Raw genomic sequence first — 25,406 nt, forward strand, 5'->3', positions numbered from 1 at the left:
GAGCGCTAGAACTGCACGCGCGGCGGCTCGGAGATCGCCGCGGCGTCAGGCACCTCGAAGAACTCGCGGTCGGCGTAGTGCAGGTTCTTCGCGACGATGTTCGACGGGAACTGCTTGATCTTCGTGTTGTACTCGCGCACGCCGCCGTTGTAGAACCGGCGGGCCGCCTGGATCTTGTCCTCGGTGTCGACGAGGTCGGCCTGCAGGCGCAGGAAGTTCTGGCTCGCCTGCAGCTGCGGGTACGCCTCGGCGACGGCGAAGATGCTCTTCAGCGCGGCCTGGAAATGACCTTCCGCGACGGATGCCTCGCCGGGAGTCTGCGCCGAGATCGTCTCTGAGCGGGCCTTCGTCACGTCTTCGAAGACGGTCTTCTCGTGCGTGGCATAGCCCTGAACGGTGCTGACCAGGTTGGGGATCAGGTCGGCACGGCGCTTGAGCTGGACCGTGATGTCGCTCCACGCCTCATCGACTCGGACGTTCAGCTGGATCAGCGAGTTGTACGTCGCCCAGTACCAGATGCCGATGATCACCAGGATCACGACGACGATGATCAACGGGATGAGCCAGGCAAGCATGGCGGCAACTCCTCGAGAGGGTGGGGGCCGGGCGGCTTTCACCCGGTGTCGCGCACATCCTATCGACGTCGATGCGGCTTTCGGGGGCTTGTCGGCTCACTCAAAGCAAGCGCGATAATTCAAGCGTGGCCCGGAGCGATCGAAACAGCGCGAGTGCGATCGTCGTCGAAGGACTGCGCGTGCGCCGAGGGAAGGCGGACGTGCTGCGCGGCCTCACGGTCAGCGTGCCGCGCGGCCAGGTCGTCGGCCTGCTCGGGCCGAGCGGCAGCGGCAAGACCACGCTGCTGCGCTGCGTCGTCGGGGTGCAGAAGGTCGCGGCGGGCAGCGTCACCGTGCTCGGGCAGCCCGCCGGAAGCGCACCACTGCGCCGGCGGGTCGGCTATGTGACGCAGGCATCCAGCGTGTACGACGACCTGACCGTTCGCGAGAACCTGCGCTACTTCGCGCGGGTGCTGGGCGCCCCGGCATCCGATGTCGACCGCGTCATCGACGAGACCGGTCTCGGCGACCAGGCCGCGCAACTCACCGGCAGCCTCTCGGGCGGCCAGCGCAACCGGGTCTCGCTCGCCGCCGCACTGCTCGGCGCCCCCGAGCTGCTCGTGCTCGACGAGCCGACCGTCGGGCTCGACCCCGTGCTGCGCAGCGAGCTGTGGGGCCTGTTCCATCGGCTGGCGCACGCCGGCACGAGCCTGTTCGTCTCGAGCCACGTCATGGACGAGGCCGCCAGGTGCGACCGCCTGATGCTGCTGCGCGACGGCGAGGTGATCGCCGACGACACCCCAGAGGGACTGCTGCAGTCCACCGGCGCGCCGGATGCAGAGGCGGCGTTCCTCAGCGTCATCCGTCAGCGCGAGGCGAAGCGGTGAGCCCCGGGCGCACCATCGCGACCGCCGGTCGCGTGCTGCTGCAGATCAGGCACGACCCCCGCACGATCGGCCTGCTGGTCGTCGTCCCGAGCCTGCTGATCGGCCTGGTCGCCTGGATCTTCGAGGACACCCACGTGTTCCAGACCATCGGCCCCGCGATGATCGCGCTGTTCCCGTTCATCGTGATGTTCCTCGTCACGAGCATCACGACGCTGCGCGAACGGCGCACGGGCACCCTCGAGCGACTGCTCGCGATGCCGCTCGGCAAGGGCGACTTCATCGTCGGCTATGCGCTGGCGTTCGGGCTGCTCGGGCTGATCCAGTCGGCGATCGCCGTGTCGTTCGCGGTGTGGGTGTGCGGCCTCGACATCGAGGGCTCGGTGTGGCTGCTGTTCGCGGTCTCGGTCGCCGACGCGCTGCTCGGCACGGCACTCGGGCTGCTCGCGAGCGCGTTCGCGCGCACCGAGTTCCAAGCGGTGCAATTCATGCCGGCGCTCGTGTTCCCGCAGATCCTGCTCGGCGGCATCTTCGTGTCGCGCGACTCGATGCCCGACGTGCTGCGGGTGATCGGCGACTGGCTGCCGCTGTCGCACGCCATCGATGCGCTGAACGCGGTCGCGAACGGCACGCACGACGACGGCTGGGTGTGGACCCGCATCGGATTCCTCGGCGCCTGGATCGTCGGAGCCGTGATCGTCGGAGCCCTCACGCTGCGCCGACGGACGGCGTAGGGCCGGTGACCGGGCCGACGGGCTCTGCCGCCGGGGCAGGGGCGGGCTCGGGTCGCCTCGGCGGGTAGACCCACGCGACCAGCACGACCGAGATGATCATCAGCAGGAACCAGCTCACGATCTTGGCGGGAGTCACGGGGTGCCAGCCCGCGAGCTGGTCGGGGTAGGCCCACGCGCCGCCGAAGGTGGCGAGGTTCTCCCCGATCCAGATGAAGACGGCCACCAGGCCGAATGCCAGCACCAGCGGCATCCTGACCCCGCGCCGGAAGACGCGGAAGTGCATGACGCAGGGGCCGAAAGCCGCGAGCACGGCGGCGAGCAGCACCCAGCGCAGATCGACGATCCAGTGGTGGGTGAAGAAGTTGAGGTAGATCGCGCCGGCGATCGCCGCCGTGAGCCAGCGCCATGGGTAGCGCACGAAGCGCAGGTCGAAGAGACGGTAGACGCGCACGAGATACGAGCCCACGGCGGCGTACATGAAGCCGCTGTACAGCGGCACGGCGCCGATGTGCAGGATGCCGGGACCGGGGTACAGCCATGCGCCGATGCCCGTCTTGAACAGCTCCATCACGGTTCCGACGACGTGGAACAGGACGATGACGCGCAGCTCGCGCAGCGTCTCGAGACCGAACAGCACCATGCCGAGTTGGATCAGCACCGCCCCGATCGTCACGAGGTCGTTGTGGGCGACCGGACCGATGCCTGCGGGCGCCGCGACCTTCAGGGTGAGGATCAGCGCGAGCATCAGGAAGCCGAAGACGCAGGCCCACGCCTGCTTCGCGCCGAACACGAGGAACTCGACGAGCCCCGAACGCCAGCCGGTCTGCGGTGCGTCTCCGAGCAGCCGGTTGGCGGCCGCGTCGATGCGCGCTTCAAGCCGCGTTTCGGGGGCGCCGGACTTCATGCAGGCATCCTGCCCGGCAAATCTGGGTGTTCTACGCCGCCTGCCGCTCGCCCGACCCGATCGGCTCGCGTGGCAGCCGCGGCGCGATCGCCGCGACCTGCGCGGCGGTCGGGCGCTCTCCCGGCTCGCGGGCCGTCATCGCGGTGAGCATCGTGCGCCACTGCAGGTCGAGCGTGTCGGGCAGCGGCGGGTCCTGAGAGAGCCGGGCGATCGCGGCCTCGACCGTGGTCCCGCGGAAAGGGCGCTCACCGGTCAGGCACTCGAGCAGAACGAGGCCGAGCGCATAGATGTCGCTGGCCGGGCCGGCGCCGTCGCCCATGACCTGTTCGGGCGCGAGGTAGGCCGCCGTGCCGAGGATGTTCTGCTCGGAGGTCAGACGGTCGTCGCCGAGCAGCTGCGCGATGCCGAAGTCGACGAGCTTGGTGGTCACCCTGCCGCCGGGTGCCGTGGCGAGCAGGATGTTCTCGGGTTTCAGGTCACGGTGGATGATTCCATCCGCATGCAGGTAGGCGAGAGCGGCGCCGAGCTCGACCGCCAGCTGCGCGGTGAGACCCGGAGTCGCGCCGTTCGCGTCGAGGCGCCTTCTCAACGTGCCGCCGCGCACGAGCTCCATCACGATATAGCCGCCGCCGGGGTGCGCGTCCGCTCACCCTGTGTCGACGGGCTCGTCCTCCCAGTCGGCGTCGAACAGCGTGACGAGGTTGGGATGGTTCGCCCGCGCGAGCAGGCAGATCTCGCGGGTGCGCCGCTCACGTCGCTCGGCGTCGCTGCCCGCGATGTCGTCGGCGGCGAACACCTTGAGAGCGACCTCGCGGTCGAGCTTGAGGTCGACGCCGCGGTAGACGGTCGCCGCACCCCCGCGACCGAGCGCCTCGCGCACCGCGTAGCGACCGCCGAGAAGCGCCTGGTCGGCTGCTGGGCTGTTCAGAATCGTCATGGTCCTCTCACCCTTGGTCGGCGTTACCCGGTCACCAACTCGACAGGATGCGTCTGGTCGAGCTCGGTGACGACAGCCAGAAGGCCGTCGTGCAGTGCGTTGTTCGTGTGCTCGTCGAGCGCATCGACCACGTTGACGAGGGTCTCGTGGAAATGCGCGTACGCCGCGCTGATCTTCGCCTCACCCGCCTCGGTCGGCGTCAGATAGATCGCACGCCGGTCGCGAGGGTGGGCGGTGCGCGTCAGGTCGCCGAGCTCGACGAGCCGGTCGACCACCTTGGTCACGGCCGCGGGCGACAGGTCGAGCATGATCACGAGGTCCTTCGGGCCCATCGGCCGCTGGTCGCGCTGCGCCTGCAGCAGGTAGCGCAGCGCCTGGAATTCGCTGCGGGTCAGGTGCGCCTTGCGTCGCGCCGCCTCGAGCTCGATCGCCTCCGCCCGCTGCAGCGCGAGCAGCGCCTCGACAGCGCGAAGGCCTGCTTCGGTCTTCGGCGAGCGGCCGTAGAGATGCTCGCTCTCGCGACGCACGACAGTCAGGGGCACAGCGTTCCTTTCCGGGAGATGACGCTACTTGGTGAAATATATACAAACAACTTTTACCCGGTGGGCTATACACCGGCGCGTCACATGTGTTAGGCGCGCGTGCGGCTGTGCGATTGAATTGACCGGATGCCTGCCAGCCTGCTCGAGCGCCTTCCGAAGCCCTACGACGCCGACGCGATGTTCGAGGCGTTCGCCGGGTGGGCCGAGGATCGCGGGCTCACCCTCTACCCCGCGCAGGAGGAGTCTGCACTCGAGCTGTTCCTCGGCTCGCACCTCGTGCTCTCGACCCCGACGGGAACGGGGAAGTCCCTCGTCGCGGTGGCCGCGCATGCGGCATCTCTCGCCGAGGGCAAGCGGAGCTACTACACCGCACCCATCAAAGCGCTGGTCAGCGAGAAGTTCTTCGCGCTCGTCGAGATCTTCGGCGCCGAGAACGTCGGCATGGTGACGGGCGACAGCTCGGTGAATCCGGATGCGCCGATCGTGTGCTGCACGGCCGAGATCCTCGCGAACCTCGCGCTGCGCCAGGGCGCCGACGCCGACGTCGACCAGGTCGTCATGGACGAGTTCCACTACTACGCCGACCCCGACCGCGGCTGGGCGTGGCAGGTTCCGCTGCTCGAGCTGACGCGGGCGCAGTTCGTGCTGATGTCGGCGACCCTCGGCGACGTCACGCCGATCGTGACCGACCTGCGCGAGCGCACAGGGCGCGAGGTCGCCGAGGTCACGGGCGTCGCGCGGCCCGTGCCGCTGTCGTACTCATACGTCGACACACCCGTGCACGAGACCGTCGAGACCCTGCTCGCAGGGCGCGAGGCGCCGATCTACATCGTGCACTTCTCGCAGGCCGCCGCCCTCGAGCTCGCGCAGGCGCTGTCGAGCATGCGCATCGCCTCACGCGAGCGGCGCGATGAGATCGCAGAGGCGATCGGCGGATTCCGGTTCACGACCGCGTTCGGCAAGACGCTGTCGCGGCTCGTGCGCGCCGGAATCGGAGTGCACCACGCGGGCATGCTGCCGCGCTATCGCCGTCTCGTCGAGACGCTCGCGCAGCGCGGGCTGCTTCCCGTGATCTGCGGCACGGACACGCTCGGCGTCGGCATCAACGTCCCGATCCGCTCAGTGCTGCTGACCGGCCTGTCGAAGTTTGACGGGACGAAGATGCGACAGCTGACCGCGCGGGAGTTCCACCAGATCGCGGGGCGCGCCGGACGGGCCGGGTACGACACGGCCGGCACCGTCATCGTGGAGGCGCCGGAGCACGAGATCGAGAACTCGCAGGCGCTGCGGAAGGCCGGCGACGACCCGAAGAAGCTGAAGAAGGTCGTGCGGAAGAAGCCGGCCGCGGGGTTCGTGACCTGGGGCCGGGGCTCGTTCGACCGGCTCATCGCCGCCGAGCCCGAGCCGCTCACCCCGCACTTCGAGGTCACCGCCGCGATGCTCATCAACGTCATCGCACGCGGTCACGCGCTCGCCGACATGCGGCGGCTGATCTTCGAGAACCACCAACCGCGTGCTCGGCAGTACGAGCTGGCGCGGCGCGCGCTCGGCATCTACCGCACGCTGGTCACCTCCGGCATCGTGCAGACGGATGCCGCAGGCAACGTGTCGTTGACCGTGGAGCTGCAGCCGAACTTCGCGCTCAACCAGCCACTGTCGCCGTTCGCGCTGGCGGCGATCGAGCTGCTGGACCCGACGGAGAGCCGGTCGGTCGCGGTCGAAAGCGGCCCGGGTGCGGGAGTCGGATCGGGGCACTATGCGCTCGATGTGGTCAGCGTCATCGAGGCGACGCTCGACGACCCCCGCGTGATCCTGTCGCAGCAGCAGTTCGCGGCGCGCGGCGAGGCCGTCGCGGCGATGAAGCGCGAGGGCATCGAGTACGAGGAACGCATGGAGCTGCTCGAGGACGTGACCTGGCCGAAGCCGCTGGAGGAGCTGCTCGCGCAGGCCTATGAGACCTTCGCCGCGAGCCAGCCCTGGGTGCGGGACTTCGCCCTGTCGCCGAAATCCGTCGTCCGCGACATGTTCGAGCGCGCCATGTCGTTCGCGGAGTACGTCCAGCACTATCAGCTCGCGCGCTCAGAAGGTCTGGTGCTGCGCTACCTCTCGGACGCGTACCGTGCGATCCGGCAGACCGTCCCCGACGAGGCCAAGACCGACGAGCTGCGCGACATCATCGAATGGCTCGGCGAGCTCGTGCGGCAGGTGGACTCCTCGCTGGTCGACGAGTGGAGCGAGCTCGTCAACCCGACCGTCACCGACGACACCCCCGTCGTGCCGCCCGCCCCGCCCAGCATCCTCACCAACAAGCGGGCGTTCACGATCCTCGTGCGCAACGAGCTGTTCCGGCGCGTGCAGCTCGCCGCGCTCGAGCGGGAAGAAGAGCTCGCCGACCTCGATCCCGACGTCGACTGGGGCGCGTTCCTCGACGGGTACTTCGGCGAACACGACGAGGTGCTCACGGGGCCCGCTTCGAGGTCCGCGTCCCTGTTCTCGGTCTCGGAGTCCGGCGCCGAGTGGAAGGTCGAGCAGACCATCGACGACCCCGCTGGCGACCACGACTGGCGCATCCGCGCGACGGTCGACCTCGCCGCCTCCGATGAGGCCGGCGAGGCCGTGCTGCACGTCGACTGGATCGGGCGGCTGTAGCGCTCGCGGTCAGCTCAGGCCGAAAGCCTCCAGTTCCTGGTCGGTGAGCATCCGCGAGCGGATCAGGAACCGCTTGCCCTCCGGCGCCTCGACCGAGAAGCCGCTGCCGCGCCCGTCGACGACGTCGATGGTCAGGTGGGTGTACTTCCAGTACTCGAACTGAGACTTCGACATGTACACCGGAACCGGTTCGATGCCCGCGACGTTCAACGTGCCGAGGAACTCGTCTGACGGCCCCGTGATAAACATGCCGACCGGGAAGCACATCGGCGACGACCCGTCGCAGCATCCGCCCGACTGGTGGAACATGAGCGGCCCATGAGACGCGGCGAGATGCCGCAGCAGCTCAGCTGCGGCATCCGTCACGTCCACACGCGACAGCGTGGCGGCATCCACTAGAAGAAACCCATCGGCCCTTCGGCGTAAGACACCAGCAGGTTCTTGGTCTGCTGGTAGTGGTCGAGCATCATCTTGTGGTTCTCGCGCCCGACGCCGGACTGCTTGTAGCCGCCGAACGCGGCATGCGCGGGGTACTGGTGGTAGGTGTTCGTCCACACGCGGCCCGCCTCGATGGCGCGGCCCGCGCGGTACTGCAGCGCCCCGTCGCGCGCCCACACGCCGGCGCCGAGGCCGTAGAGCGTGTCGTTCGCGATCGAGATGGCGTCGTCGAAGTCACTGAACGAGGTGAGCGCCAGCACCGGTCCGAAGATCTCCTCCTGGAAGATGCGCATCGAGTTGCGGCCCTCGAAGACCGTGGGCTGCACGTAGTAGCCCTCGGCGAGGTCGCCGCCGAGCTCGGCGCGCTCGCCGCCGAGCAGCACCTTCGCGCCCTCCTGTCTGCCGATGTCCATGTAGCTCAGGATCTTCTCAAGCTGGTCGTTCGACGCCTGCGCGCCGATCATCGTCGCCGGGTCGAGCGGGTTGCCCTGCTTGATCTTGCGCACCCGGTCGAGCCCGTCACCGACGAAGGCGTCGTAGACGGATGCCTGCACGAGCGCCCGCGACGGGCAGGTGCACACCTCGCCCTGGTTGAGCGCGAACATGGTGAAGCCCTCGAGCGCCTTGTCGTAGAACGAGTCCTTCGCGGCCGCCACGTCCTCGAAGAACAGGTTCGGGCTCTTGCCGCCGAGCTCGAGCGTGACCGGGATCAGGTTCTGGCTCGCGTACTGCATGATGAGCCGGCCCGTCGTGGTCTCGCCCGTGAAGGCGATCTTGCGGATGCGCGGGTGCTGCGCGAGCGGCGCCCCCGCCTCGAAGCCGAAGCCGTTGACGATGTTGAGCACGCCGTCGGGGATGAGGTCCTTCACGAGGTCGAGCCACACGTGGATCGACGCCGGGGTCTGCTCCGCAGGCTTCAGCACCACGCAGTTGCCTGCGGCGAGCGCCGGCGCGAGCTTCCACGTCGCCATCAGCAGCGGGAAGTTCCACGGGATGATCTGGCCGACCACGCCGAGCGGCTCGTGGAAGTGATAGGCGACCGTGTCGTGGTCGAGCTCGGAGATGCCGCCCTCCTGCGCGCGGATCGCGCCGGCGAAGTAGCGGAAGTGGTCGATCGCGAGCGGCAGGTCGGCGGCGAGCGACTCGCGGATCGGCTTGCCGTTGTCCCACGTCTCGGCGACGGCGAGCAATTCGAGGTTCTCCTCCATGCGGTCGGCGATGCGGTTGAGCAGCACCGCGCGCTCGGTGACGCTGGTGTTCTTCCAGGTGGCGAAGGCCTTCCACGCGGCGTCCACCGCGGCGTCCACATCGGGGGCCGTGCCCCGGGCGACCTCGGTGAACGGTTTGCCTGTGACCGGGCTCGGGTTGTCGAAGTACTCGCCTGAGGCCGGCGGCACGTACTTCCCGCCGATGAAGTTGTCGTAGCGGGGCTGGAAGTTCACGCGCGCCCCGGCGGTGCCCGGCGCGGCATAGACGGCAGATGTCGGCGCGGAAGTCGCTTCGGACGTCTCGGCCTGCACCGGCTTGTCGAGGATGGTCATCTCTTCTCCTTGTCTGACGGCTCTGTCTGACGCGGCCAGCCTAGGAATCCGGGGGTTGCAACGCGTTGCGCCGGTCAGCGCTCCAGCGCCTCGAGCCGCTCGACGATCGCGGCCCGCTTCGGCGAGTGCGGCGGCAGCTGTCGAAGGGCCTCGCGCAGCACGGCGGCGTCGACCGAGCCGTCGGGCGTCGCCGCGTACTGCACGAGCACGTCGGCCGAGGCATCCGTCAGCAGCGCGTCCCGCAGTCGCTGACGCAGTGTCTCTCGGATCTCTGCGATGCCGGGTGCCGTGCTGCCGGGCAGCAGCGGGCCCGCATAGGCGGCGAGCGCGACCCGGTGGGCCCCGCGCTCGAGCAGGGTCAGCACCTGGTGCGCGTCGAGCTCGAGCGCGCGGGACAGGCGGTAGGGGTGCGTGTCGATCGTGACGCCGGGCAGGGCGGATGCCAGCACGCGGCGCAACCGGACGAGTTCGGCGCGCAGGGTGACCTCGGCCGCCTCCTGCGGGTAGGCGAGCTCGCGCAGCGCCTCGGACGACAGCCCCTGCCTGTGCCAGCTCAGCAGGGCGAGGATCGTCGCGTGACGGGCACTAAGGGATGTGATGCGGCCGCCGGCGTCCAGTTCGCCGGTGTCGCGGCCGAGCAGGTGGAGAACGGGCACAGCGGATGCTGCGGCGGGCGCGGGGCGCCTCGGAGCCGGCCGGGGCCGCATCCGCTCGGCGAGCCTCTCAGCGAGCAGCTGGGACTCGGCCGCGGCGGCCGTCGCCTCGAGCAGCGGGAGGGTGAATGGCGCGATCGCGCGCGCGTCGCCCGTGATGTCGATGACGCCGAGAATGCGGCGCGTCTCGGGGTCGTGGATCGGCACCGCCGTGCAGCTCCAGCCGTGCACGACGGTGTCGAAGTGGTCGGTGTCGTGGATCTGGATTCCGTGGTCGAGCGCCAACGCGGTGCCGGGGGCCGAGGTGCCGACCCTGTCCTCCGCCCAGTTGGCGCCTGCCACGAAAAGCATCCGCTCCGCCCGCTGGCGCGCCGCCTGGTCGCCCTCGACCCAGAGCAGGCGCCCGAGCTCGTCGCCGACGGCCACGAGCAGGCCCTCGCCGTCGACATCGCGCACCAGCAGCCGCCGGATCAGCGGCATCACCGACGCCAGGCGGTGCCCGTTGCGGTAGTCGTCGAGCTCCGCGTCGAGTTCGAGCGCCGGCAGCACCCGCTCGGGGTCGAGCCGGCGCTCGCGCGCCCGCCGCCACGAATCGAGCACGACGCCGCGCGGACGGCTGCGCCCCGGCAGGGCGAGCCACTCCCCCGCGTCACCGTCATCGCGCACCTGGTCCACCGATCTTCATTGATCGCCCGTTGTGCGCGCCATGCTACGCCGCGGATGCGCCCGCCGGTCTAGTGCTGGACGAGCGGACGAACCTCGAGATAGGCGTGCGGCTCGTTGGTCTCGTAGAGGGCGGACGCCCGCGCGACCGCCTCGTCGAGGTCGACCGCCTCGATCACGTAGAAGCCGCCGAGCACCTCTTTGAACTCGGCGAACGGGCCGTCGGTGACGTGGGTGCCGCGGATCGTCTTCGTCTTCGCCGGTGCGTCGAGCTCACCCGAGGCGATGGAGCCGCCCGCGTGGAACGCACGGTGTGCCGCATCCACCCGCCCGCGCTCCTCCTCGGTGCGCTGCCCCCATTTCTCGTCGTCGCCGTAGATCAGGATCAGGAATTCAGCCATGGTCGCGGTCCTTTCGCTCGAGAGGTGGTCGGAGCCGCGGCATCCGTTCTCGACACTTCAGCCCGCTCTGCCTATCCAAGAACGCGATCGAGATACGGATTGCGGAACACCCGACCGGGGTCGAGGCGATCGCGTGCCGCGAGGAAGTCGTCGAAGCGCGGGTACGCCTGCGCGAAGAAACCGGCATCGCGCGTGTGCAGCTTGCCCCAGTGCGGGCGTCCGCCGGCCTCGACCATGATCTTCTCGGCCGCGGCGAAGTATTCGAGCTGATCAGGGCGGGTCTCGCGGTAATAGCGGTGCACGGCGATGTAGCCCGTCTCGCGCCCGTAGGCGGTCGACAGCCAGTTGTCGTCGGCCGCAGCCGAGCGCACCTCGACGGGGAAGGAGATGCGCCAGCCGCGCCGCTCGATGAGCCGGTCGAGTTCGCGCAGCGCCTCGGGCACGGCCGCCCGCGGCAGGGCGTACTCGGTTTCGCGGAACCGCACGGACCGGTTCGTGACGAACACCTTCGGCGAGGCATCCGTGAACTCGCGGTCGCCCGTGAGCCGCGTCGCGAGCCGGTTGACGCCCGGGATCATCGCGGGCGTGATCGTGGCGAGCGCGCACAGCCCGCGGTACAGGTCGTTCGAGAGCAGCTCGTCGCCGACGACACGGTCGAGCAGGCCGAGCGGATGCCTGGGCGCGTCCCCCGGCAGCCGCGTGTTCGTCTTCGTGAGCGCCACCTGCGTGTGCGGGAACCAGTAGAACTCGAAGTGGTCCTCGCGCGCCGAGCGCTCGAGGTAGTCGTCGAGCACCTCAGGCAGCGGCTCTGGCCGCTCGACCGCGTGCAATGCGAACGCCGGCACGCACTGGATCGTGACGTCGACGACGATGCCGAGCGCTCCGAGCCCGAGGCGCGCCGCGGGCAGCAGCTCGGCGTTCTCGGTCTCCGAGACGCGCAGCAGCTCGCCGGTTCCGGTGACGAGCGTGACGGCCGTGATCTGGGTGGCGAGGCCGCCGAACGAGCCGCCGGTGCCGTGCGTTCCCGTGCTCGTCGCGCCGGCGATCGACTGGCGGTCGATGTCGCCCATGTTCTGCAGGGCGAGCCCGTACGGCGTGAGGAGCCTGGGCAGCTGCCACAGCCGGGTGCCCGCGGCGAGGGTGACGCGAGCGGACGCCTCGTCGACGGCCACCACCCCCTGGAGCCGGTCGGGCAGCAGCTGCACGCCTTCCGCGACGGCGATGCCGGTGAACGAGTGGCCGGCGCCGATCGCCTTGATCGTGAGGCCCTGGTGCGCGGCGGCCTGCACGGCGCGCTGGACGGCTTCGGGGGAATCGGGCGTCTCGACCCGGATCGGGTGGACCGATTCGGTGCGCGACCAGTTGCGCCATTCCACCGCGCGCAGCGAGTTCGGCCTCGATGGTTTCCGGACTCCGCTGCGCGGCTCCTCAACCATCGGACTCCCCGTCACAGGAAGGCCTTTCCCTCACCACGGTACGTCGGCGTGGTTCCGACGACGCCGTGCTCCCCCACGAGCGCGAACTCGTTGACGTGCTCCGACAGCTCGCCCGACTTGGTGTGGCGGAACCAGACGCGGTCACCCGGTCGCAGCGCCTCGGCGGCAGCCCCCGACAGCGGCGTCTGCACCTCGCCCGCCATCTCGCGCGCGGCGAACTCGAGGTGCTCTGGCCACACGGGCCGCGGCATCCGGTCGTTCCCCGGTGGGCCGGAGGCGATCCAGCCCCCGCCGAGCACTGTCGCCGTGTCGCGCTTGGGGCGGCGCACGACCGAGAGCGCGAACGCCGTCGCGGGGGCCGGAGTGAAGCCACGATAGTTGTCGAACAGGTGGCCGCCGAACAGCCCGCTACCCGCGGCGATGTCGGTGCACGACGGGTCCGCCGAGGTGAATTCGAGCGAGCCCGTGCCGCCGCCGTTGACGAATTCGAGCTGCGCGACCTCGCGAACGGATGCCACCGCTGCGGCTCGCCTCTCGAGCAGCTCGGCCTTCGAGCGGCGCTGCATCCAGCGCACGGTCTGCGCGAACGCCGCGCGCCCGGCCGGGTCGTCGCCCTGGCCGGCGATCTGCGCCTCGTACGACATCATGCCGACGAGAGCGAAGCCCGGCCGCCGCGCGATGTGCTCGGCGAGCGACCGCGCAGCCGCGGCCGTGTGCACAGGCGAGCGCCATACGCCGATGTGCCCGGCTGGCCCGTTCCACGACGCGTCGAGCTCGATCGCGACGCGGACGGTCTCCCGGGCGCCAGGCGGAACGACCGCGTCGACGAGGTCGAGCTGCGCGACCGAGTCGACCATCAGCGTCACCCGCGCGGCAAGCTCGGGCGAGGCGGCCAGCCGCCTGATCGCGGCGCGTTCCGCCGTGGGGTAGCCGACGACGACGTCCGCGATGCCGGGGCGATCGGGTGAGGCATCCGCCGCGAGCCACAGCGCCTCGCTCAAGGTGTACGCGAGCACACCCGCATAGCCGGGCAGCGCGAGCACCGCGTCGAGCACCTCACGCACTCGCACCGACTTCGACGCGAGCCGGATGGGCTTCCCACCCGCGCGCCGCAGCATGTCGTGCGCGTTGTGGGCGAGGGCGCCGAGGTGGATGACGCCGTAGGGCGGGTCGAGCTCGCGCGTGGCATCCGTCATGCTCTGCCAGTAGCCCGCGGCCGAAACCCAGGGCTGCGCGACGGGCGGAAGCGAAAGATCGATCATGCGACGCTCCTCACGCGTGCGACGGCGAACGCCCCGCCGAGGGCCGCGAGGCCCGCGAGGACGAACAATCCGGTGAACCCGCCCAGCCAGAACACGACGATGCCGCCGAGCAGGGGGCCGAACGCCTGCGGGATGGCCCAGGCGATGTTCATGATGCCGAGGTCCTTGCCGCGGGTCTCGGGGTCGGGCAGCACCTGCGTGGCGAGCGCCTGGTCGACGGCGAGGAAGCAGCCGTAGCCGATGCCGAGCAGCGCGCCGCCGACGTACGCCGTCGGCATCGACGGGAAGGCGGCGAGCAGCAGCGCTGCGACCGCCTGCACGACGCTCGCGACGAACACGAACAGCTTGCGGCGTTCGAGGCGGTCGCTGACGCGGCCGAGGGCGAGGGATGCCGCGATCACGAATACCATGTAGACGAACACCAGCGGGATCAGGTCGTTCTCGGCGTTCCGGTCGTGCAGGCCGAATTCGAGGAAGTAGAGCAGGAGGCCCGTGCCGAGGGCGTTGCCGAGGTTCACGAGCACGCGCGACAGCAGGGTCCAGCCGAAATCGGGGTGGGCCTTCGGCGAGATCCAGAGCTCGGCGACGATGCGCCTCGGCGTGAGCGGTGGCAGGCCGCGGGCGCGGTGTCGCGGGTCCGGCACGACGAGCAGGAAGGGCGCGACGAGGACGATGAGGGCTGCGGCTGCGAGCCCGTAGCCGCCGAGCGTGCCGAGGCCCAGGATCGTGACGAGCGCGAGGCCGAGGATGATGCCGATGGCCTGCGGCGCGCTCATCCAGCCGGAGACGTAGCCGCGCTGGCCGACGGGCACCTGGTCGGAGATCATCGCGGTGAGCGCGGCGGTGAGCACGCAGAAGCCCGTGAGGCTGAGCGCCCAGAAGACGGCGATGCCCGTCATGGTGGTCTGCAGGCCGAGCGCGAACAGCGCGGCCGCGAACAGCAGCGCGCCGCCCGCGACCCAGGGCCTGCGGCGGCCGAAGCGGCTCGCTGTACGGTCGCTCAGCGCGCCGGTGAGCGGGTAGGCGACGATCGCGCACAGGCCGGCGATGCCGGAGACGACGCCGAACCAGAGCACGTTGTCGACCCAGTACGCGGTGCGCAGCTCGGTCTGGATCTGCGCGGGAAGCAGCAGCTGGATCGGGGTGAGCTGCGCCATCCAGACCCCGAGCCAGGCCGCGGCGAACAGTGCGATCCAGCGGCCGGTGACCGGAGTCAGCGGCTCGGTGCGAGCGGTCGTGGCGGTGGCGCTCATGCGCTGCGCTCCGGTGCACTCGCGTGCGCCTCGACGGCCCGCGCGCCGGAGCGCGCGAGCGCGAGCGCCTCGCCGTCGTCATGCCGCACGAGCCACGAGATCGTGATGCCGTCGGCCAGCGCGACCACCATGCGGGCCACCTCGACAACGGGAACGTTCCAGCGCCACCCGGTGCGGCCGGCCGCCGCCTCGAGCGCCATCTGCACGAGCTCGGTGTAGCGCTCGTACTGCAGCCGGGCGAGGTGCGCCGTGCGCTCGTCACGCAGCGCGTACTGCGTGAGCTCGAGCATGGCGCGTTCGCGCTCGGGCTCAGCCTTCACCGAGTCGAGGTAGCGGGTGAGGCCTGCTTCGACGAGGTCGCCCAGTGAGGCATCCGTGATATCTGAACCGAGCAGCGGCGCGATCGCGCGGTATTCCTCATTCACCGCCCGCTGCACGAGCTCGGCCATGAGCTCGTCGTGCGAGTCGAAGACGTAGTGGAAGCTCGCGAGGGGCATGTCGGCCTCCGCGACGATCGCGCGCGTGGTGGCGCCCGCGATTCCGTCGCGCGCCACGACGCGCAGTGCAGCCTCGATGAGCGCCTCGCGACGTTCATTGGCCGGGATGTGAGCCACAGGGTGCCCCCTCGCATGCAACTGGGACGATTGTCCCAGTTGGAGGAACCCTAGCGCGGTTGCAACGCGGATGCTGCACCGCGCTGTATCGGTCGGTGCGGTTCAGCGTCGTACGGACTCGGGGGCCGGGCGATAGTGCGCCTCGACGAAGACCGCGAGGTCGTCAACCTCGCGTCCGGCGACATCGTGGCCGAGGCCTGCGTAGACACGCACCTGAGCGTCCGCGTGCGTGGAGGTCCAGCGTTCGGTGCGAGCGACCGCGGACGGCGGAATGACCCCGTCGTGCGCCCCATGTCCCCAGAAGACCGGGCGCGGACGGGATGCCAGGACAGCGTCGCCCGGCTGGACGTCGTCGACGACGAAGCCGGCCAGATTCACGGCGTAGTCGACGATGTCAGGAGCGAGCCGCATGACCTGCAGTGCCATGGCGCCGCCCTGGGAGAAGCCGCCTACTCCGACCGTGGCCGCCCTGGGGAGCGAGGTCAGCCAGTCCACAACGGAGGCCGCTGCATGGTTGGCAATGGCTGGCTGCGGGTCGCCGATGGGGTTGCCTCGGCTGGGGAACCAGGCGAAACCGCCGGCCTCGGGCAGGTTGGAGCGGACCGACGCGACCACGAGGTCATCAGGGAGCCGGGTCCGGAGCGCGAACAGGTGATGCTCGTCGTAGCTCCAGCCGTGCATGAGCACCAGGAGCGGCCGGCCCGCGCGCTCGTCTGCGGGATGCGACCAGAGGACGTGCTGGGGATCGATAGCGGGCATGGTGATCCTCCGTAGGACGTTCGGTGGGTGGGGCGTCTCAATCGTCGGATTGAGCCCCACCCACGCGCCACTACCTTCACGTGCGTCCCGATACCCCTCAGGTATCGGGGAACGCCGGCCAGGTCATCGGACCCCTGGTGCGCCCCCACGCCAGGCTCGGAAGCTCTCGCCGAGCGTCGGGACCGCGAGGTCGAGCGCGATCCGGCGGAAGTCCGCGATCTCGGGCGCTGTTCGGTGTATCGCCGAGGCCAGGCCCACTCGCGCGGCGAGCACGCCATCGAGGTTGCGGTACACGACCTCGGGCCGGGGGTAGAGGCCCGCGATGGAGGTGCCCACGATCGCGATGCCACGCCGGGCGACGACGTGCTCAAGTTTCTCCTCCATGGACCGCGTCGTCACCCCTGGGCGCCCGGTGGGCAGGAAGTCGCCGGCCCAGTCGGGCACGAGATCAGGCGAGTCAAGCAGCGGCTCGTCCTCCAGGTCGCGCACGTCGATCCGGTCGAGGCTCGCGAGCGGATGGTCGCGCCGTAGCGCGACCATCCGCGGTTCCTCGGCCAGCGGGGTCACAGCGAGACCGGTCTCGTCGAAGGGGTAACGCACGAATCCGACGTCGGCTGTGCCGTCGTGCAGCACCGTGACCTGATCGGTGAACGATGTACGCACGACGTCGGTGTCCCATGCTGGATGGACGTCGGAGAAGCGGACGGCCATCGCTGTGACCACAAGACCGGGCATGAAAGCGATGGTGAACAGCCGCCGGTCGGTGTCCGTTCGTGCGGCACGACGCGCCAGGGCGTCAGCCGCGCGCAGCAGCGGCAGCGCGTCCTCGAACACCTGCTCGCCCGCGGGCGTGAGCGTCGTGCCCAGGTGGGACCGGTCGAGCAGCCGCACGCCAAGTTCTTGCTCCAGCGCCCGCAGTTGACGCGTGAGCACCGGCTGGGCGATGAAGAGCTGTTCGGCGGCGGCGCGCATGGAGGAGGCCTGTGCCACGGCGACGAAATAGCGCAATTTGCGCAGGTCGACGTCCATACTGCTCCCTCGCGCGACTAGGTCATTTGTGGACATGTCACCGCGGCCGGGCGTAGTCACCCCTGCCGTCTCGATTTCTTCACGGACGGCGTGTTCGCCGTCGTGATGACCATCATGATCCTTGAGGGGCGTCCTGCACGACCGCGAGGCGTCCCGAGCCGTGACGGTCGGGACGCCTCGCGGCGGTCGATATCGGCTCAGACGAGGACGGTGCCGCCGTCGACGACGCTGACCACGCCGGTGGCGTAGTCCTGCTCGATGAGGTGGACGTACTCGCGCGCGATGTCCTCCGGTTCGCCCACACGACCGAGCGGCAGCGCCCTGCCGCTCGTCTCGTACATGAGCTCGCGGTCGCTGTCGGGCATCCCGGCCCACAGCGGGCTGCGCACCACCCCGGGGGCCACGACGTTCACGCGCAGCGGAGCCAGCTCCACGGCGAGAGACTTGGCCGCCGAGATCACGGCCCCCGACACGGCGGCGCCGAGGAACCAGCCGGAACCGCCCTTGAACGCTGCGGTGCCTGCGGTGAGGGTGACCGAGCCGTCCTCACGCAGGTGCGGCACGGCCTGGCGTACGACGTCGAGCATGTGCACCAGCCGCAGGCCGAGGAAGCGGGTCCCACCCTCGGCCGTGTAGTCGTCGAGGGTGGTGGCAGCGAAGTTCTCCCCCGCGGTGTAGACGAGGTGGTCGAACGGCCCAACCTCGTCGAGAAATGCGCCCACGGCGGCCGTGTCCGACGCGTCCACAGTCCGCCCGATGGCCGTCGGCGGCAGCGCGCGCAGCGCAGACTCGACGGTGATGGGGTTGCGGGACGCGACAACGACCGTCGCCCCCTTCTCAGCGATGGCCTGCGCGGTCGCAAGCCCAAGACCGCTCGTGCCGCCGATCACGACGACCTTGTGGGCGGTGCCTAGTGACATCTGATCCTCCTGGATTCCGGTGCGGTCATTCGTGGACCGCTAAGACCAGAGTCCGGCTCGGTGCTCCGCGTGACTACTACCTTCGACGTCCGGGTGATACCCGCGAGGCATCGCCGGGGCTTCTGCGGGCCGAACCTCCCCGGACATCACACCTAGGCGCTGGAAGCTCCGTCATTGATCCGATCATCAATGGATCGCCCGCTACGTCGTGCCCCCGGCCGGGTTCGAACCGGCACTGTGAGAATTTTAAGTTCCCTGCCTCTGCCAATTGGGCTACGGGGGCGCGTGCTCAGCGTAGATGTGAAATCGGGCCTGCCCACTGAGGACAGACCCGATTTCAACGGCTGGGCGGATGCCTACTCTGCAGGCGTCTCGGCACCCTCGGGCGCCTTGGCATCGGCCTCTGCCGCGCGCTGCGCCGCGGTCTTGCGCGGGGCGCGCTTCGGCGCCGGCGCGGCCTCGACGACCTCGGGCGTCGGAGCCGCAGCGGCAGCCGCAGGAACGGCCGGCGCAGGGGCGACCGCCGGAGCGGCGGCAACCTCGGGCGCGGCGGGCCGGGGGCGCGACGCGAACTCCTCGAAGTTCGCGCGCGGCGTCTGCACGGCCGAGATGGTGGCGAAGTCGCGGCCCAGGAAGAAATTGCCGAGCCAACCGAAGATGACGCGCCACTTGCGCTCCCACGAGGGCATCGCGAGGCCGTGGTAACCACGGTGCATCAGCCAGGCGATGAAGCCCTTGAACGCCAGGTTGCCCGACTGGAACACGCCGTCGTAGAGGCCGATGCTGGCCACGGCGCCCAGGCTCTTGTGGATGTAGTCGACCGGGTCCTCGCCGCGCAGCACCGCGATGAGGTTCTTGGCAAGGCGCTTCGCCTGGCGCACAGCGTGCTGCGCGTTCGGCACACAGAAGCCGCCGACGCCCTTGCCGGTCAGGTCGGGGACGGCCGCGACGTCACCGGCGGACCACGCGCCTTCGATGACCTCGCCGTCGGCGTCGATGACGCGCAGCGACGCGTTGGTCGTGACGCGACCGCGAGCCTCGATCGGCAGGTCGGTGTTGCGGGTGACCGTCGGGGTCGCCATGACACCGGCGGTCCAGACGATGAGATCGCTCTCGTAGGTGTCGCCGTTCGACAGCTCGATCTTGCCGCCCTCCGCGCTCTTCAGCTGCGTGTCGAGGTGGATCGGCGCGCCGCGCTCGGCGAGGCGGTTGACGACCCAGTGGCTCGTCTCGAGCGACACCTCGGGCATGATGCGTCCCATGGCCTCGACGAGGTGGAACTTGGTCTCGTCGAAGTCGATCTCGGGGTAGGTCTGCAGCAGAGCGGATGCGGCCGAGCGCAGCTCGCCGTACGCCTCGATGCCGGCGAAGCCGCCGCCGACGACCGTGACGGTCAGCAGACGCTCACGCAGCGGGTCGCCCTTGGGCAGGCCGGCCGCCTTGTCGAAGTTCGTGATGAGGCGGTCGCGCACGGCGACGGCCTCTTCGATGTTCTTCATGCCATAGGCGAGATCGGCGACGCCGGGGATCGGGAAGGTGCGGCTGACGGCACCGGCGGTCACGACCACCTGGTCGTATTCGACGTCGAAGGGCTCGCCCACGAGCGGGGTGACGGTGACCTTCTTCTCGGCGTTGTTGATGAAGGTCGCGCGGCCGGAGATGAGCTTGGTGGTCTTGAGGTGGCGGCGGTGGACCACCGTCGCGTAGCGCGGGTCGATGGCGCCCGCTGCGACCTCGGGGAGGAACGGCTGGTAGGTCATGTAGGGCAGCGGGTCGATCAGAGTGACCTCTGCCTCACCCTTGCGAAGCGACTTCTCGAGCTTCCACGCGGTATAGAAACCGGCGTAGCCACCGCCGACAATCAAGATCTTGGGCACAGTTCAGCGACTCCTCGGAGGAAAAAGTGTGTCTCTAGCCTACAGGCGCGAAATCAGAGGCCGTAATCGGCGCATTCGCAGACATCAGGCGACCAACTCCCACGTTCCAGGGCGAGATCGCCGATCGGATTGACCCCGGGACCGGCCGCGAGAGCATGCGCTGAGAGAGCATGCAGGCACTTCACGCGGGCCGGCATCCCCCCGGCGGAGAAGCCGCGGATCTCCTCGACGACCTCGATCGACTCGCGGTCTGCGAGGTATGCCTCATGAGCGCTCTGATAGGCGGCCTGCACTCCGGCATCCGTCGCCAGCAGATCCTGCAGTTCGACCATCACATGGTCGGCCTCCAGCCGCGACATGGCGGCGGTTGCCGCGGGATGGCTCAGGTAGTACAGCGTGGGGAACGGCGAGCCCACTCCGGGCAGCCGCGGCGCGGTCGCGACGACCGTCGGGTTGCCGCAGACGCAGCGCGCGGCGATGCCGAGCACGCCGCGGGCCGGCCGCCCGAGCTGTGCGGAGACGACGGCGATGTCGCGGTCGCCGGCCGGCTCGAACGGAGGGGTGGTCACCCGACCATTCTCTCAGTGATCGGCGGACTTGTCCGGCTGCTCGAGCATCGAGCGCAGTAGGGTCGACGACCAGTCGCCGCCCTGCTGCTGCACCTTGGTGCTGACCTTCTTCGGCGCGGAGGCGGGCGCAGGCGGCAGATCGTCGATGATCAGGTAGCTGGTCTCCCCCGGCATCACATAGAGCAGGCGGTCGCGTGCCTGCGCCTTGATGTAGTCGGGGTCGTCCCAGTCCTTGATCTGGGTGTCGAGCTTGCCGATGCGGGCCTTCTGCTCATCGTTCGACGCCTGCAGCTTCGAGATCTGCTGCTGCTGCTGCGTGTACATGCGGATCGTCGGCGCGAGCACCAGCACCGCGAGCACGATCACGCCGAACATGACGACCGTGAACCAGGAGAATCGGATGCCACGCAACCAGCCCCGCGTGTTCACGGCGGCGGGACGGGGGGTCGACATGATGCCGAGCGTAGGCGAGACCCAGAAGCGCGCCGCCCCAGTGGGACGGCGCGCCTTCTGTTTGTTCGCTGTGTTCTCTACTTCCCGAAACGGGGGAAGGCGCGCTTGCCGGCGAAGGTCGCGGCGTCGCCGAGCTCCTCCTCGATGCGCAGCAGCTGGTTGTACTTGGCCACACGCTCGCTGCGGGCCGGGGCGCCGCTCTTGATCTGCCCGGAGTTCACGGCGACGACGAGATCGGCGATCGTGGTGTCCTCGGTCTCGCCAGAGCGGTGCGAGAACATCGTCGTGTAGCCGGCGCGGTGCGCGAGCTCGACGGCGTCGAGCGTCTCGGTCAGCGTGCCGATCTGGTTCACCTTGACGAGCAGCGAGTTCGCGACGCCCAGGTCGATGCCCTTGGCGAGGCGGGTGGGGTTGGTGACGAACAGGTCGTCGCCGACGAGTTGGACCTTGCTGCCGAGCGCGTCGGTGAAGGCCTTCCAGTTGTCCCAGTCGTCCTCGGCGAGCGCGTCCTCGATGGTGACGATCGGGAAGTCGTTCACAAGTCCCTCGAAGTAGCCGATGAGCTGCTCGGCCGACCAGTCCTTGCCCTCGACGCGGTAGACGCCGTCAGTGAAGAACTCGGTCGCGGCGACGTCGAGGCCGACCGCGATGTCGAAGCCCGGCGTGAAGCCGGCCTTCTCGATCGCCTTGATGAGGAAGTCGAGGCCCTCGCGATTGCTGGGCAGGTCAGGGGCGAAGCCGCCCTCGTCGCCGAGACCGGTCGCGAAGCCGGCCGCCTTCAGCTCGCCCTTGAGGACGTGATAGGTCTCAGCTCCCCAGCGCAGCGCCTCTGCGAAGGTCTCGGCGCCGATCGGCGCGAGGAAGTACTCCTGGAAGTCGATGCCGTTGTCGGCGTGCTCGCCGCCGTTGATGACGTTGAACAGCGGCACGGGAAGGACGTGCGCGTTCGGGCCGCCGACGTACTGGTACAGCGGCAGGTCGACCGAGTCGGCCGCAGCGCGCGCGACGGCGAGCGAGACGCCGAGGATCGCGTTCGCGCCGAGGTTCGCCTTGTTGTCGCTGCCGTCGGCCTCGATCAGGGTCGCGTCGATGGCGCGCTGCTCGGTGGCCTCGATGCCCTCGATGGCCGGGCCGAGCACGTCGAGCACGGCGTCGACGGCCTTGGTCACGCCCTTGCCGAGGTAGCGGCTCTTGTCGCCGTCGCGCAGCTCGTACGCCTCGAACGCGCCGGTGGAGGCACCGGACGGAACAGCGGCGCGGGACACGGTCCCGTCGTCGAGCAGCACCTCGACCTCGACGGTCGGGTTGCCGCGGGAATCCAGGATCTCGCGAGCGCCAACGGCCTCGATAGCAGCCACAGTGTTCTCCTTCTGCTGGTGGTCGGTCTCACTCTACTGACGAGCAGTGCGCCGCAGAAAAGCGGAAATCTGGCCGGAAATCGCTTGTTTCGCGCCAATTCCCCTGGCGGTCATCGACGATTGCCGCTCGTGTGCGCATCCGGTCACGCCAACGGCCGGAATTCGAGGTCGCCGACCGATGAGGTCTGCGCGCTCACGTTCGCGACCGAGCCGTAGCCCGACTCGGCGGCGCGCGCGAGCAGGGCCTTCACATTCTTCGTGCGCTTCTCGAGCCGCACCCGCTTGCCCTCGCCGACGAGCGCCGTCTGCAGCGCGATCAGCGTGGCAGGCGGCACATCTCTGTCGTGCAGCAGCACGACGGCGTCGAGGGCGGAGGTCTCGTCGTCGGGAAGGAGGTCGACGATGCGCTCGAATCCGATCGAGAAACCGGCGGCCGGGGCATCCGTGCCCGCGAATCGCCCGATCATGCCGTCGTAGCGCCCGCCGCCACCGAGCGACGAGCTGAACTCGGGGTGCTGGATCTCGAAGATCGCACCCGTGTAGTAGCCCATGCCGCGCACCAGGTTGTGCGAGAAGATCAGCGGCACATCGGGCGCCGCCGCCTTCACCGCGTCGCGGATCTCGAGCAGCTGCGCATACGCGTCGGGGTCGAGCCACGCCGGCGCGTTCTCGCCCGTGAGGTTCCAGCCGTCGTCGTCCAGCTCCGCGAGGTCAGCACGCGCCTGGTCGGCGAGCTCCGGCTCCAGGAGCTCGAGCGCCAGGAGCTCGGCGACCACCCCGTCGACGCCGATCTTGTCCTCTTTGTCGATCGTGATGAGCGCGCGGTCGCTCTGCTTCGACGCGATCTTCCATGACGCGATCAGGTGCTTCAAGATCGCGCGGTGATTGATGCGGATGCGGCAGCCGGCCAGTCCCAGCGCGGTGAGCGTCGCTGCGGTCGCGGTGATCAGCTCGACCTCCGCGAGGATCCCGGCCTCTCCGATGATGTCGATGTCGCACTGCACGAACTGGCGATAGCGGCCCTTCTGCGGGCGCTCCGCCCGCCAGACCGGTGCGATCTGGATCGACTTGAAGACGCCGGGCAGTTTGGCCCGATTGGTCGCGTAGAAGCGGGCGAGCGGCACGGTCAGGTCGAAGCGCAGCCCGAGGTCTGTGAGGGCGGTGAGATCGCCGGATGCCGCAGCCCGCGTCACGTCGTCGGAGTCGAGGCCGCGTTTGAGGATCCCGAAGGCGAGCTTCTCGTTGTCGCCGCCGAGGCCCGAGTGCAGGCGGGTCGAGTCCTCGACGACCGGCGTCTCGATCTCCTCGAAGCCGCGCGCCGCGTACTGCGCACGGATGATGGAGAGGAGCCGTTCGCGCTTCGCCTTCTCGTACGGGAGGAAGTCGCGCATGCCACGAGGCGGATTCACGTCTTGGGCCATGAGGCAATCCTCTCATTGCTGGGAATACGCCAGGAGCGCCGATGACTTGTAGTTCACATGCCTGAACGATCGTCCGGGGTCGGGCTGCGCTCTGAGCGCGGGCCTGTGCTTCTCTCCCAAATGCTCGCCACGGGTCTCGTCGCCCTCGACTCCACGATCATCGCCACCGCGTCGACGTCGATCGCGAAGGATCTCGGGCACTTCCAGCAGCTGCCCTGGCTGTTCTCGGTCTACCTGCTCGCGCAGGCCGTCGTCGTCCCGATCTACGGCCGGCTCGCCGATGTCGTCGGCCGCAAGAACACCCTGCTGTTCGGCATCGCGCTCTTCCTGCTCGGCTCGATCCTCTGTGGCGCTGCCTGGTCGATGCCGGTGTTGATCGGCGCCCGCGTGATCCAGGGCCTCGGAGCCGGGGCCGTGCTGCCCGTGTCGATGACGATCACGGCTGATCTGTACACGCTCGAAGAGCGCGCGAAGGTGCAGGGCTACCTCGCGTCGGTGTGGGCGATCGCCTCGGTCGTCGGGCCGACGCTCGGCGGCGTGTTCGCGCAGCTCGGCATCTGGCGCTGGATCTTCTGGATCAACATCCCCCTCGGCGCCGTCGCGGTGTTCATGCTGTGGCGTTCGTACCACGAGAAGCGCGCCTCGGCAGAGCGCGAGCCGATCGACTACTTGGGCGCGGTGCTGCTCGCCGGCGGCACCACCCTGCTGCTGCTCGGACTGCTCGAGGGCGGCCAGGCATGGGCATGGGGCTCGGCGCTCGGCGTCGGAATCTTCGTGCTGGCGGCCGCGCTGATCGCGGCCTTCGTGTACGTCGAGCTGCGGGTGAAGCATCCGATCTTCTCGCTCGCTCTCCTCAAGCGCCGGGTCGTCGCCGCCTCGACCGTCGCTTCGCTGATGATCGGCGTGGTCGTGCTGGGGCTGTCGACGTACGTCCCGATCTACGCGCAGAACGTGCTCGGCTTCGGCGCGCTGATCGCGGGTCTCGCGCTCGCGGCGCTGACGATCGGCTGGCCGGCCGCCGCCTCGCAGGCGGGGCGGCTGTATCTGCGCTGGGGATTCCGCGTGACCTCGGTGATCGGGTCGCTGCTCGTCGTCCTCGGTGCCGGGCTGACGCTGATGCTGCGCGAGCACTCGTCGATCTGGCTGGTGGCGCTGTTCTGCTTCATCATCGGCTGCGGCATGGGATTCACCGCCGTGCCTTCGCTGATCGCGGCGCAGTCCTCTGCGGAGTACCACGAGCGCGGAGCCGTCACCGGGACGAACATGTTCGCGCGCTCGATGGGCTCGGCGATCGGCGTCGCCATCTTCGGCGCGGTCGTGAATTCGCGGGTAACGCTGACGGCCGCCGGCGTGCCCGAGGGTCCGGGGCTCGCGAACGCCATGCACCTCGTGTACACGGCGATCTTCGTGGTCGCGCTCGTACTGCTCGTGTCGGTGCTGTTCCTGCCGGGTCACCGGCGCCGCGAGATCGAGCAGACCGACACAGGGGCCGCGGTCACCGCCTAGCGCTTGGTCGCGTTCGGTCCATTCAGTGGTCGCAAATGGCTCGCTTTTC

General features: G+C 69.4%; 24 protein-coding genes, 1 tRNA gene and 1 pseudogene. 5 read left to right on the forward strand and 21 right to left on the reverse strand.

From position 1 onward, the window contains the following. Positions 1-5 precede the first annotated feature (5 nt). Positions 6-575 carry a LemA family protein gene (locus D7I44_RS03080; protein ID WP_120788138.1) on the reverse strand — a complete coding sequence of 190 codons (570 nt, stop codon included), beginning with the start codon at positions 573-575 and terminating at the stop codon, positions 6-8. A gap of 125 nt (positions 576-700) precedes the next feature. On the opposite strand from D7I44_RS03080, the gene D7I44_RS03085 reads away from it, so the two are divergent. Beyond that, entirely contained in the window at positions 701-1,441 is a 741-nt protein-coding gene (locus D7I44_RS03085; RefSeq protein ID WP_245979970.1) for an ABC transporter ATP-binding protein, read from the forward strand. After that, positions 1,438-2,172 carry an ABC transporter permease gene (locus tag D7I44_RS03090; RefSeq protein WP_120788140.1) on the forward strand — a complete coding sequence of 245 codons (735 nt, stop codon included), beginning with the start codon at positions 1,438-1,440 and terminating at the stop codon, positions 2,170-2,172. Before D7I44_RS03085 ends, D7I44_RS03090 begins: the two co-directional genes overlap by 4 nt. On the opposite strand, the gene D7I44_RS03095 is transcribed toward D7I44_RS03090, so the two are convergent. The 3 genes and pseudogenes from D7I44_RS03095 to D7I44_RS03110 all read right to left on the reverse strand — a co-directional run bounded on the left by D7I44_RS03095 (position 2,147) and on the right by D7I44_RS03110 (position 4,555). Further along, positions 2,147-3,076 carry a DUF817 domain-containing protein gene (locus tag D7I44_RS03095; protein WP_120788141.1) on the reverse strand — a complete coding sequence of 310 codons (930 nt, stop codon included), beginning with the start codon at positions 3,074-3,076 and terminating at the stop codon, positions 2,147-2,149. The genes D7I44_RS03090 and D7I44_RS03095 overlap by 26 nt on opposite strands. A gap of 31 nt (positions 3,077-3,107) precedes the next feature. Beyond that, positions 3,108-4,013 (reverse strand): annotated as a pseudogene (locus D7I44_RS18535) (serine/threonine-protein kinase). Between the two features lie 23 nt (positions 4,014-4,036). After that, positions 4,037-4,555 (reverse strand): MarR family winged helix-turn-helix transcriptional regulator, encoded by a 519-nt coding sequence (locus D7I44_RS03110; protein WP_120788144.1) that lies wholly within the window; start codon positions 4,553-4,555, stop codon positions 4,037-4,039. Between the two features lie 126 nt (positions 4,556-4,681). Here D7I44_RS03110 and D7I44_RS03115 point away from each other — a divergent pair, with 126 nt between their 5' ends. After that, positions 4,682-7,204, forward strand: a complete 2,523-nt coding sequence (locus D7I44_RS03115; protein WP_120788145.1) for a DEAD/DEAH box helicase — start codon at positions 4,682-4,684, stop codon at positions 7,202-7,204. 9 nt (positions 7,205-7,213) lie between these two features. Here D7I44_RS03115 and D7I44_RS03120 read toward each other — a convergent pair whose 3' ends face one another. The 10 genes from D7I44_RS03120 to D7I44_RS03165 form a co-directional block, all read right to left on the reverse strand. Continuing rightward, a complete protein-coding gene (locus D7I44_RS03120; protein ID WP_120788146.1) occupies positions 7,214-7,600 on the reverse strand; it encodes a DUF779 domain-containing protein in 387 nt (128 codons plus the stop codon). Further along, positions 7,600-9,183 carry an acetaldehyde dehydrogenase ExaC gene (gene exaC, locus D7I44_RS03125; protein ID WP_120788147.1) on the reverse strand — a complete coding sequence of 528 codons (1,584 nt, stop codon included), beginning with the start codon at positions 9,181-9,183 and terminating at the stop codon, positions 7,600-7,602. Before exaC ends, D7I44_RS03120 begins: the two co-directional genes overlap by 1 nt. 74 nt (positions 9,184-9,257) lie before the next feature. Beyond that, positions 9,258-10,511: a GAF domain-containing protein gene (locus tag D7I44_RS03130; RefSeq protein ID WP_120788148.1), complete on the reverse strand. Its 1,254-nt coding sequence runs from the start codon at positions 10,509-10,511 to the stop codon at positions 9,258-9,260. Positions 10,512-10,570: 59 nt separating this feature from the next. Beyond that, a complete protein-coding gene (locus tag D7I44_RS03135; RefSeq protein WP_120788149.1) occupies positions 10,571-10,900 on the reverse strand; it encodes a YciI family protein in 330 nt (109 codons plus the stop codon). Positions 10,901-10,971: 71 nt separating this feature from the next. After that, entirely contained in the window at positions 10,972-12,336 is a 1,365-nt protein-coding gene (locus tag D7I44_RS03140) for a D-arabinono-1,4-lactone oxidase (protein ID WP_120788150.1), read from the reverse strand. An 11-nt stretch (positions 12,337-12,347) separates the two neighbouring features. After that, positions 12,348-13,598 carry an amino acid deaminase/aldolase gene (locus D7I44_RS03145; RefSeq protein ID WP_120788151.1) on the reverse strand — a complete coding sequence of 417 codons (1,251 nt, stop codon included), beginning with the start codon at positions 13,596-13,598 and terminating at the stop codon, positions 12,348-12,350. Next, positions 13,595-14,851 (reverse strand): MFS transporter, encoded by a 1,257-nt coding sequence (locus D7I44_RS03150; RefSeq protein WP_120788152.1) that lies wholly within the window; start codon positions 14,849-14,851, stop codon positions 13,595-13,597. Before D7I44_RS03150 ends, D7I44_RS03145 begins: the two co-directional genes overlap by 4 nt. Further along, positions 14,848-15,465: a TetR/AcrR family transcriptional regulator gene (locus D7I44_RS03155; protein ID WP_162940025.1), complete on the reverse strand. Its 618-nt coding sequence runs from the start codon at positions 15,463-15,465 to the stop codon at positions 14,848-14,850. Before D7I44_RS03155 ends, D7I44_RS03150 begins: the two co-directional genes overlap by 4 nt. 102 nt (positions 15,466-15,567) lie before the next feature. Further along, a complete protein-coding gene (locus tag D7I44_RS03160) occupies positions 15,568-16,224 on the reverse strand; it encodes an alpha/beta hydrolase (RefSeq protein WP_120788154.1) in 657 nt (218 codons plus the stop codon). A 123-nt stretch (positions 16,225-16,347) separates the two neighbouring features. Continuing rightward, positions 16,348-17,253: a LysR family transcriptional regulator gene (locus D7I44_RS03165; protein ID WP_162940026.1), complete on the reverse strand. Its 906-nt coding sequence runs from the start codon at positions 17,251-17,253 to the stop codon at positions 16,348-16,350. A 90-nt stretch (positions 17,254-17,343) separates the two neighbouring features. Between D7I44_RS03165 and D7I44_RS18710 the strand changes: the two genes are divergently transcribed. Then, positions 17,344-17,502, forward strand: coding sequence for a hypothetical protein (locus D7I44_RS18710; RefSeq protein WP_162940027.1), 159 nt, complete (start codon positions 17,344-17,346; stop codon positions 17,500-17,502). Here the strand turns inward: D7I44_RS18710 and D7I44_RS03175 are convergent. The 7 genes from D7I44_RS03175 to hisS form a co-directional block, all read right to left on the reverse strand. Further along, positions 17,451-18,173, reverse strand: coding sequence for an SDR family oxidoreductase (locus D7I44_RS03175; RefSeq protein WP_120788157.1), 723 nt, complete (start codon positions 18,171-18,173; stop codon positions 17,451-17,453). The two genes, D7I44_RS18710 and D7I44_RS03175, sit on opposite strands and share 52 nt — an antisense overlap. Before the next feature lie 209 nt (positions 18,174-18,382). Further along, a tRNA-Leu gene (locus D7I44_RS03180) sits at positions 18,383-18,456 on the reverse strand. Between the two features lie 73 nt (positions 18,457-18,529). Next, positions 18,530-20,050 carry an NAD(P)/FAD-dependent oxidoreductase gene (locus D7I44_RS03185; protein ID WP_120788158.1) on the reverse strand — a complete coding sequence of 507 codons (1,521 nt, stop codon included), beginning with the start codon at positions 20,048-20,050 and terminating at the stop codon, positions 18,530-18,532. A 53-nt stretch (positions 20,051-20,103) separates the two neighbouring features. Continuing rightward, a complete protein-coding gene (locus D7I44_RS03190; protein WP_120788159.1) occupies positions 20,104-20,619 on the reverse strand; it encodes a DUF501 domain-containing protein in 516 nt (171 codons plus the stop codon). Positions 20,620-20,631: 12 nt separating this feature from the next. Then, complete coding sequence (locus tag D7I44_RS03195) at positions 20,632-21,072, reverse strand: FtsB family cell division protein (protein ID WP_120788160.1); 441 nt, start codon at positions 21,070-21,072, stop codon at positions 20,632-20,634. Between the two features lie 77 nt (positions 21,073-21,149). Further along, positions 21,150-22,430 (reverse strand): phosphopyruvate hydratase, encoded by a 1,281-nt coding sequence (gene eno, locus D7I44_RS03200; RefSeq protein WP_120788161.1) that lies wholly within the window; start codon positions 22,428-22,430, stop codon positions 21,150-21,152. A gap of 143 nt (positions 22,431-22,573) precedes the next feature. Beyond that, positions 22,574-23,851, reverse strand: coding sequence for a histidine--tRNA ligase (hisS, locus tag D7I44_RS03205; protein ID WP_120788162.1), 1,278 nt, complete (start codon positions 23,849-23,851; stop codon positions 22,574-22,576). A gap of 57 nt (positions 23,852-23,908) precedes the next feature. Between hisS and D7I44_RS03210 the strand changes: the two genes are divergently transcribed. Further along, on the forward strand, positions 23,909-25,357 hold the full coding sequence (locus D7I44_RS03210) for an MDR family MFS transporter (protein WP_120788163.1): 1,449 nt from the start codon (positions 23,909-23,911) through the stop codon (positions 25,355-25,357). Positions 25,358-25,406: the final 49 nt, after the last annotated feature.

Source organism: Gryllotalpicola protaetiae (assembly GCF_003627055.1).
Lineage (GTDB): Bacteria > Actinomycetota > Actinomycetes > Actinomycetales > Microbacteriaceae > Gryllotalpicola > Gryllotalpicola protaetiae.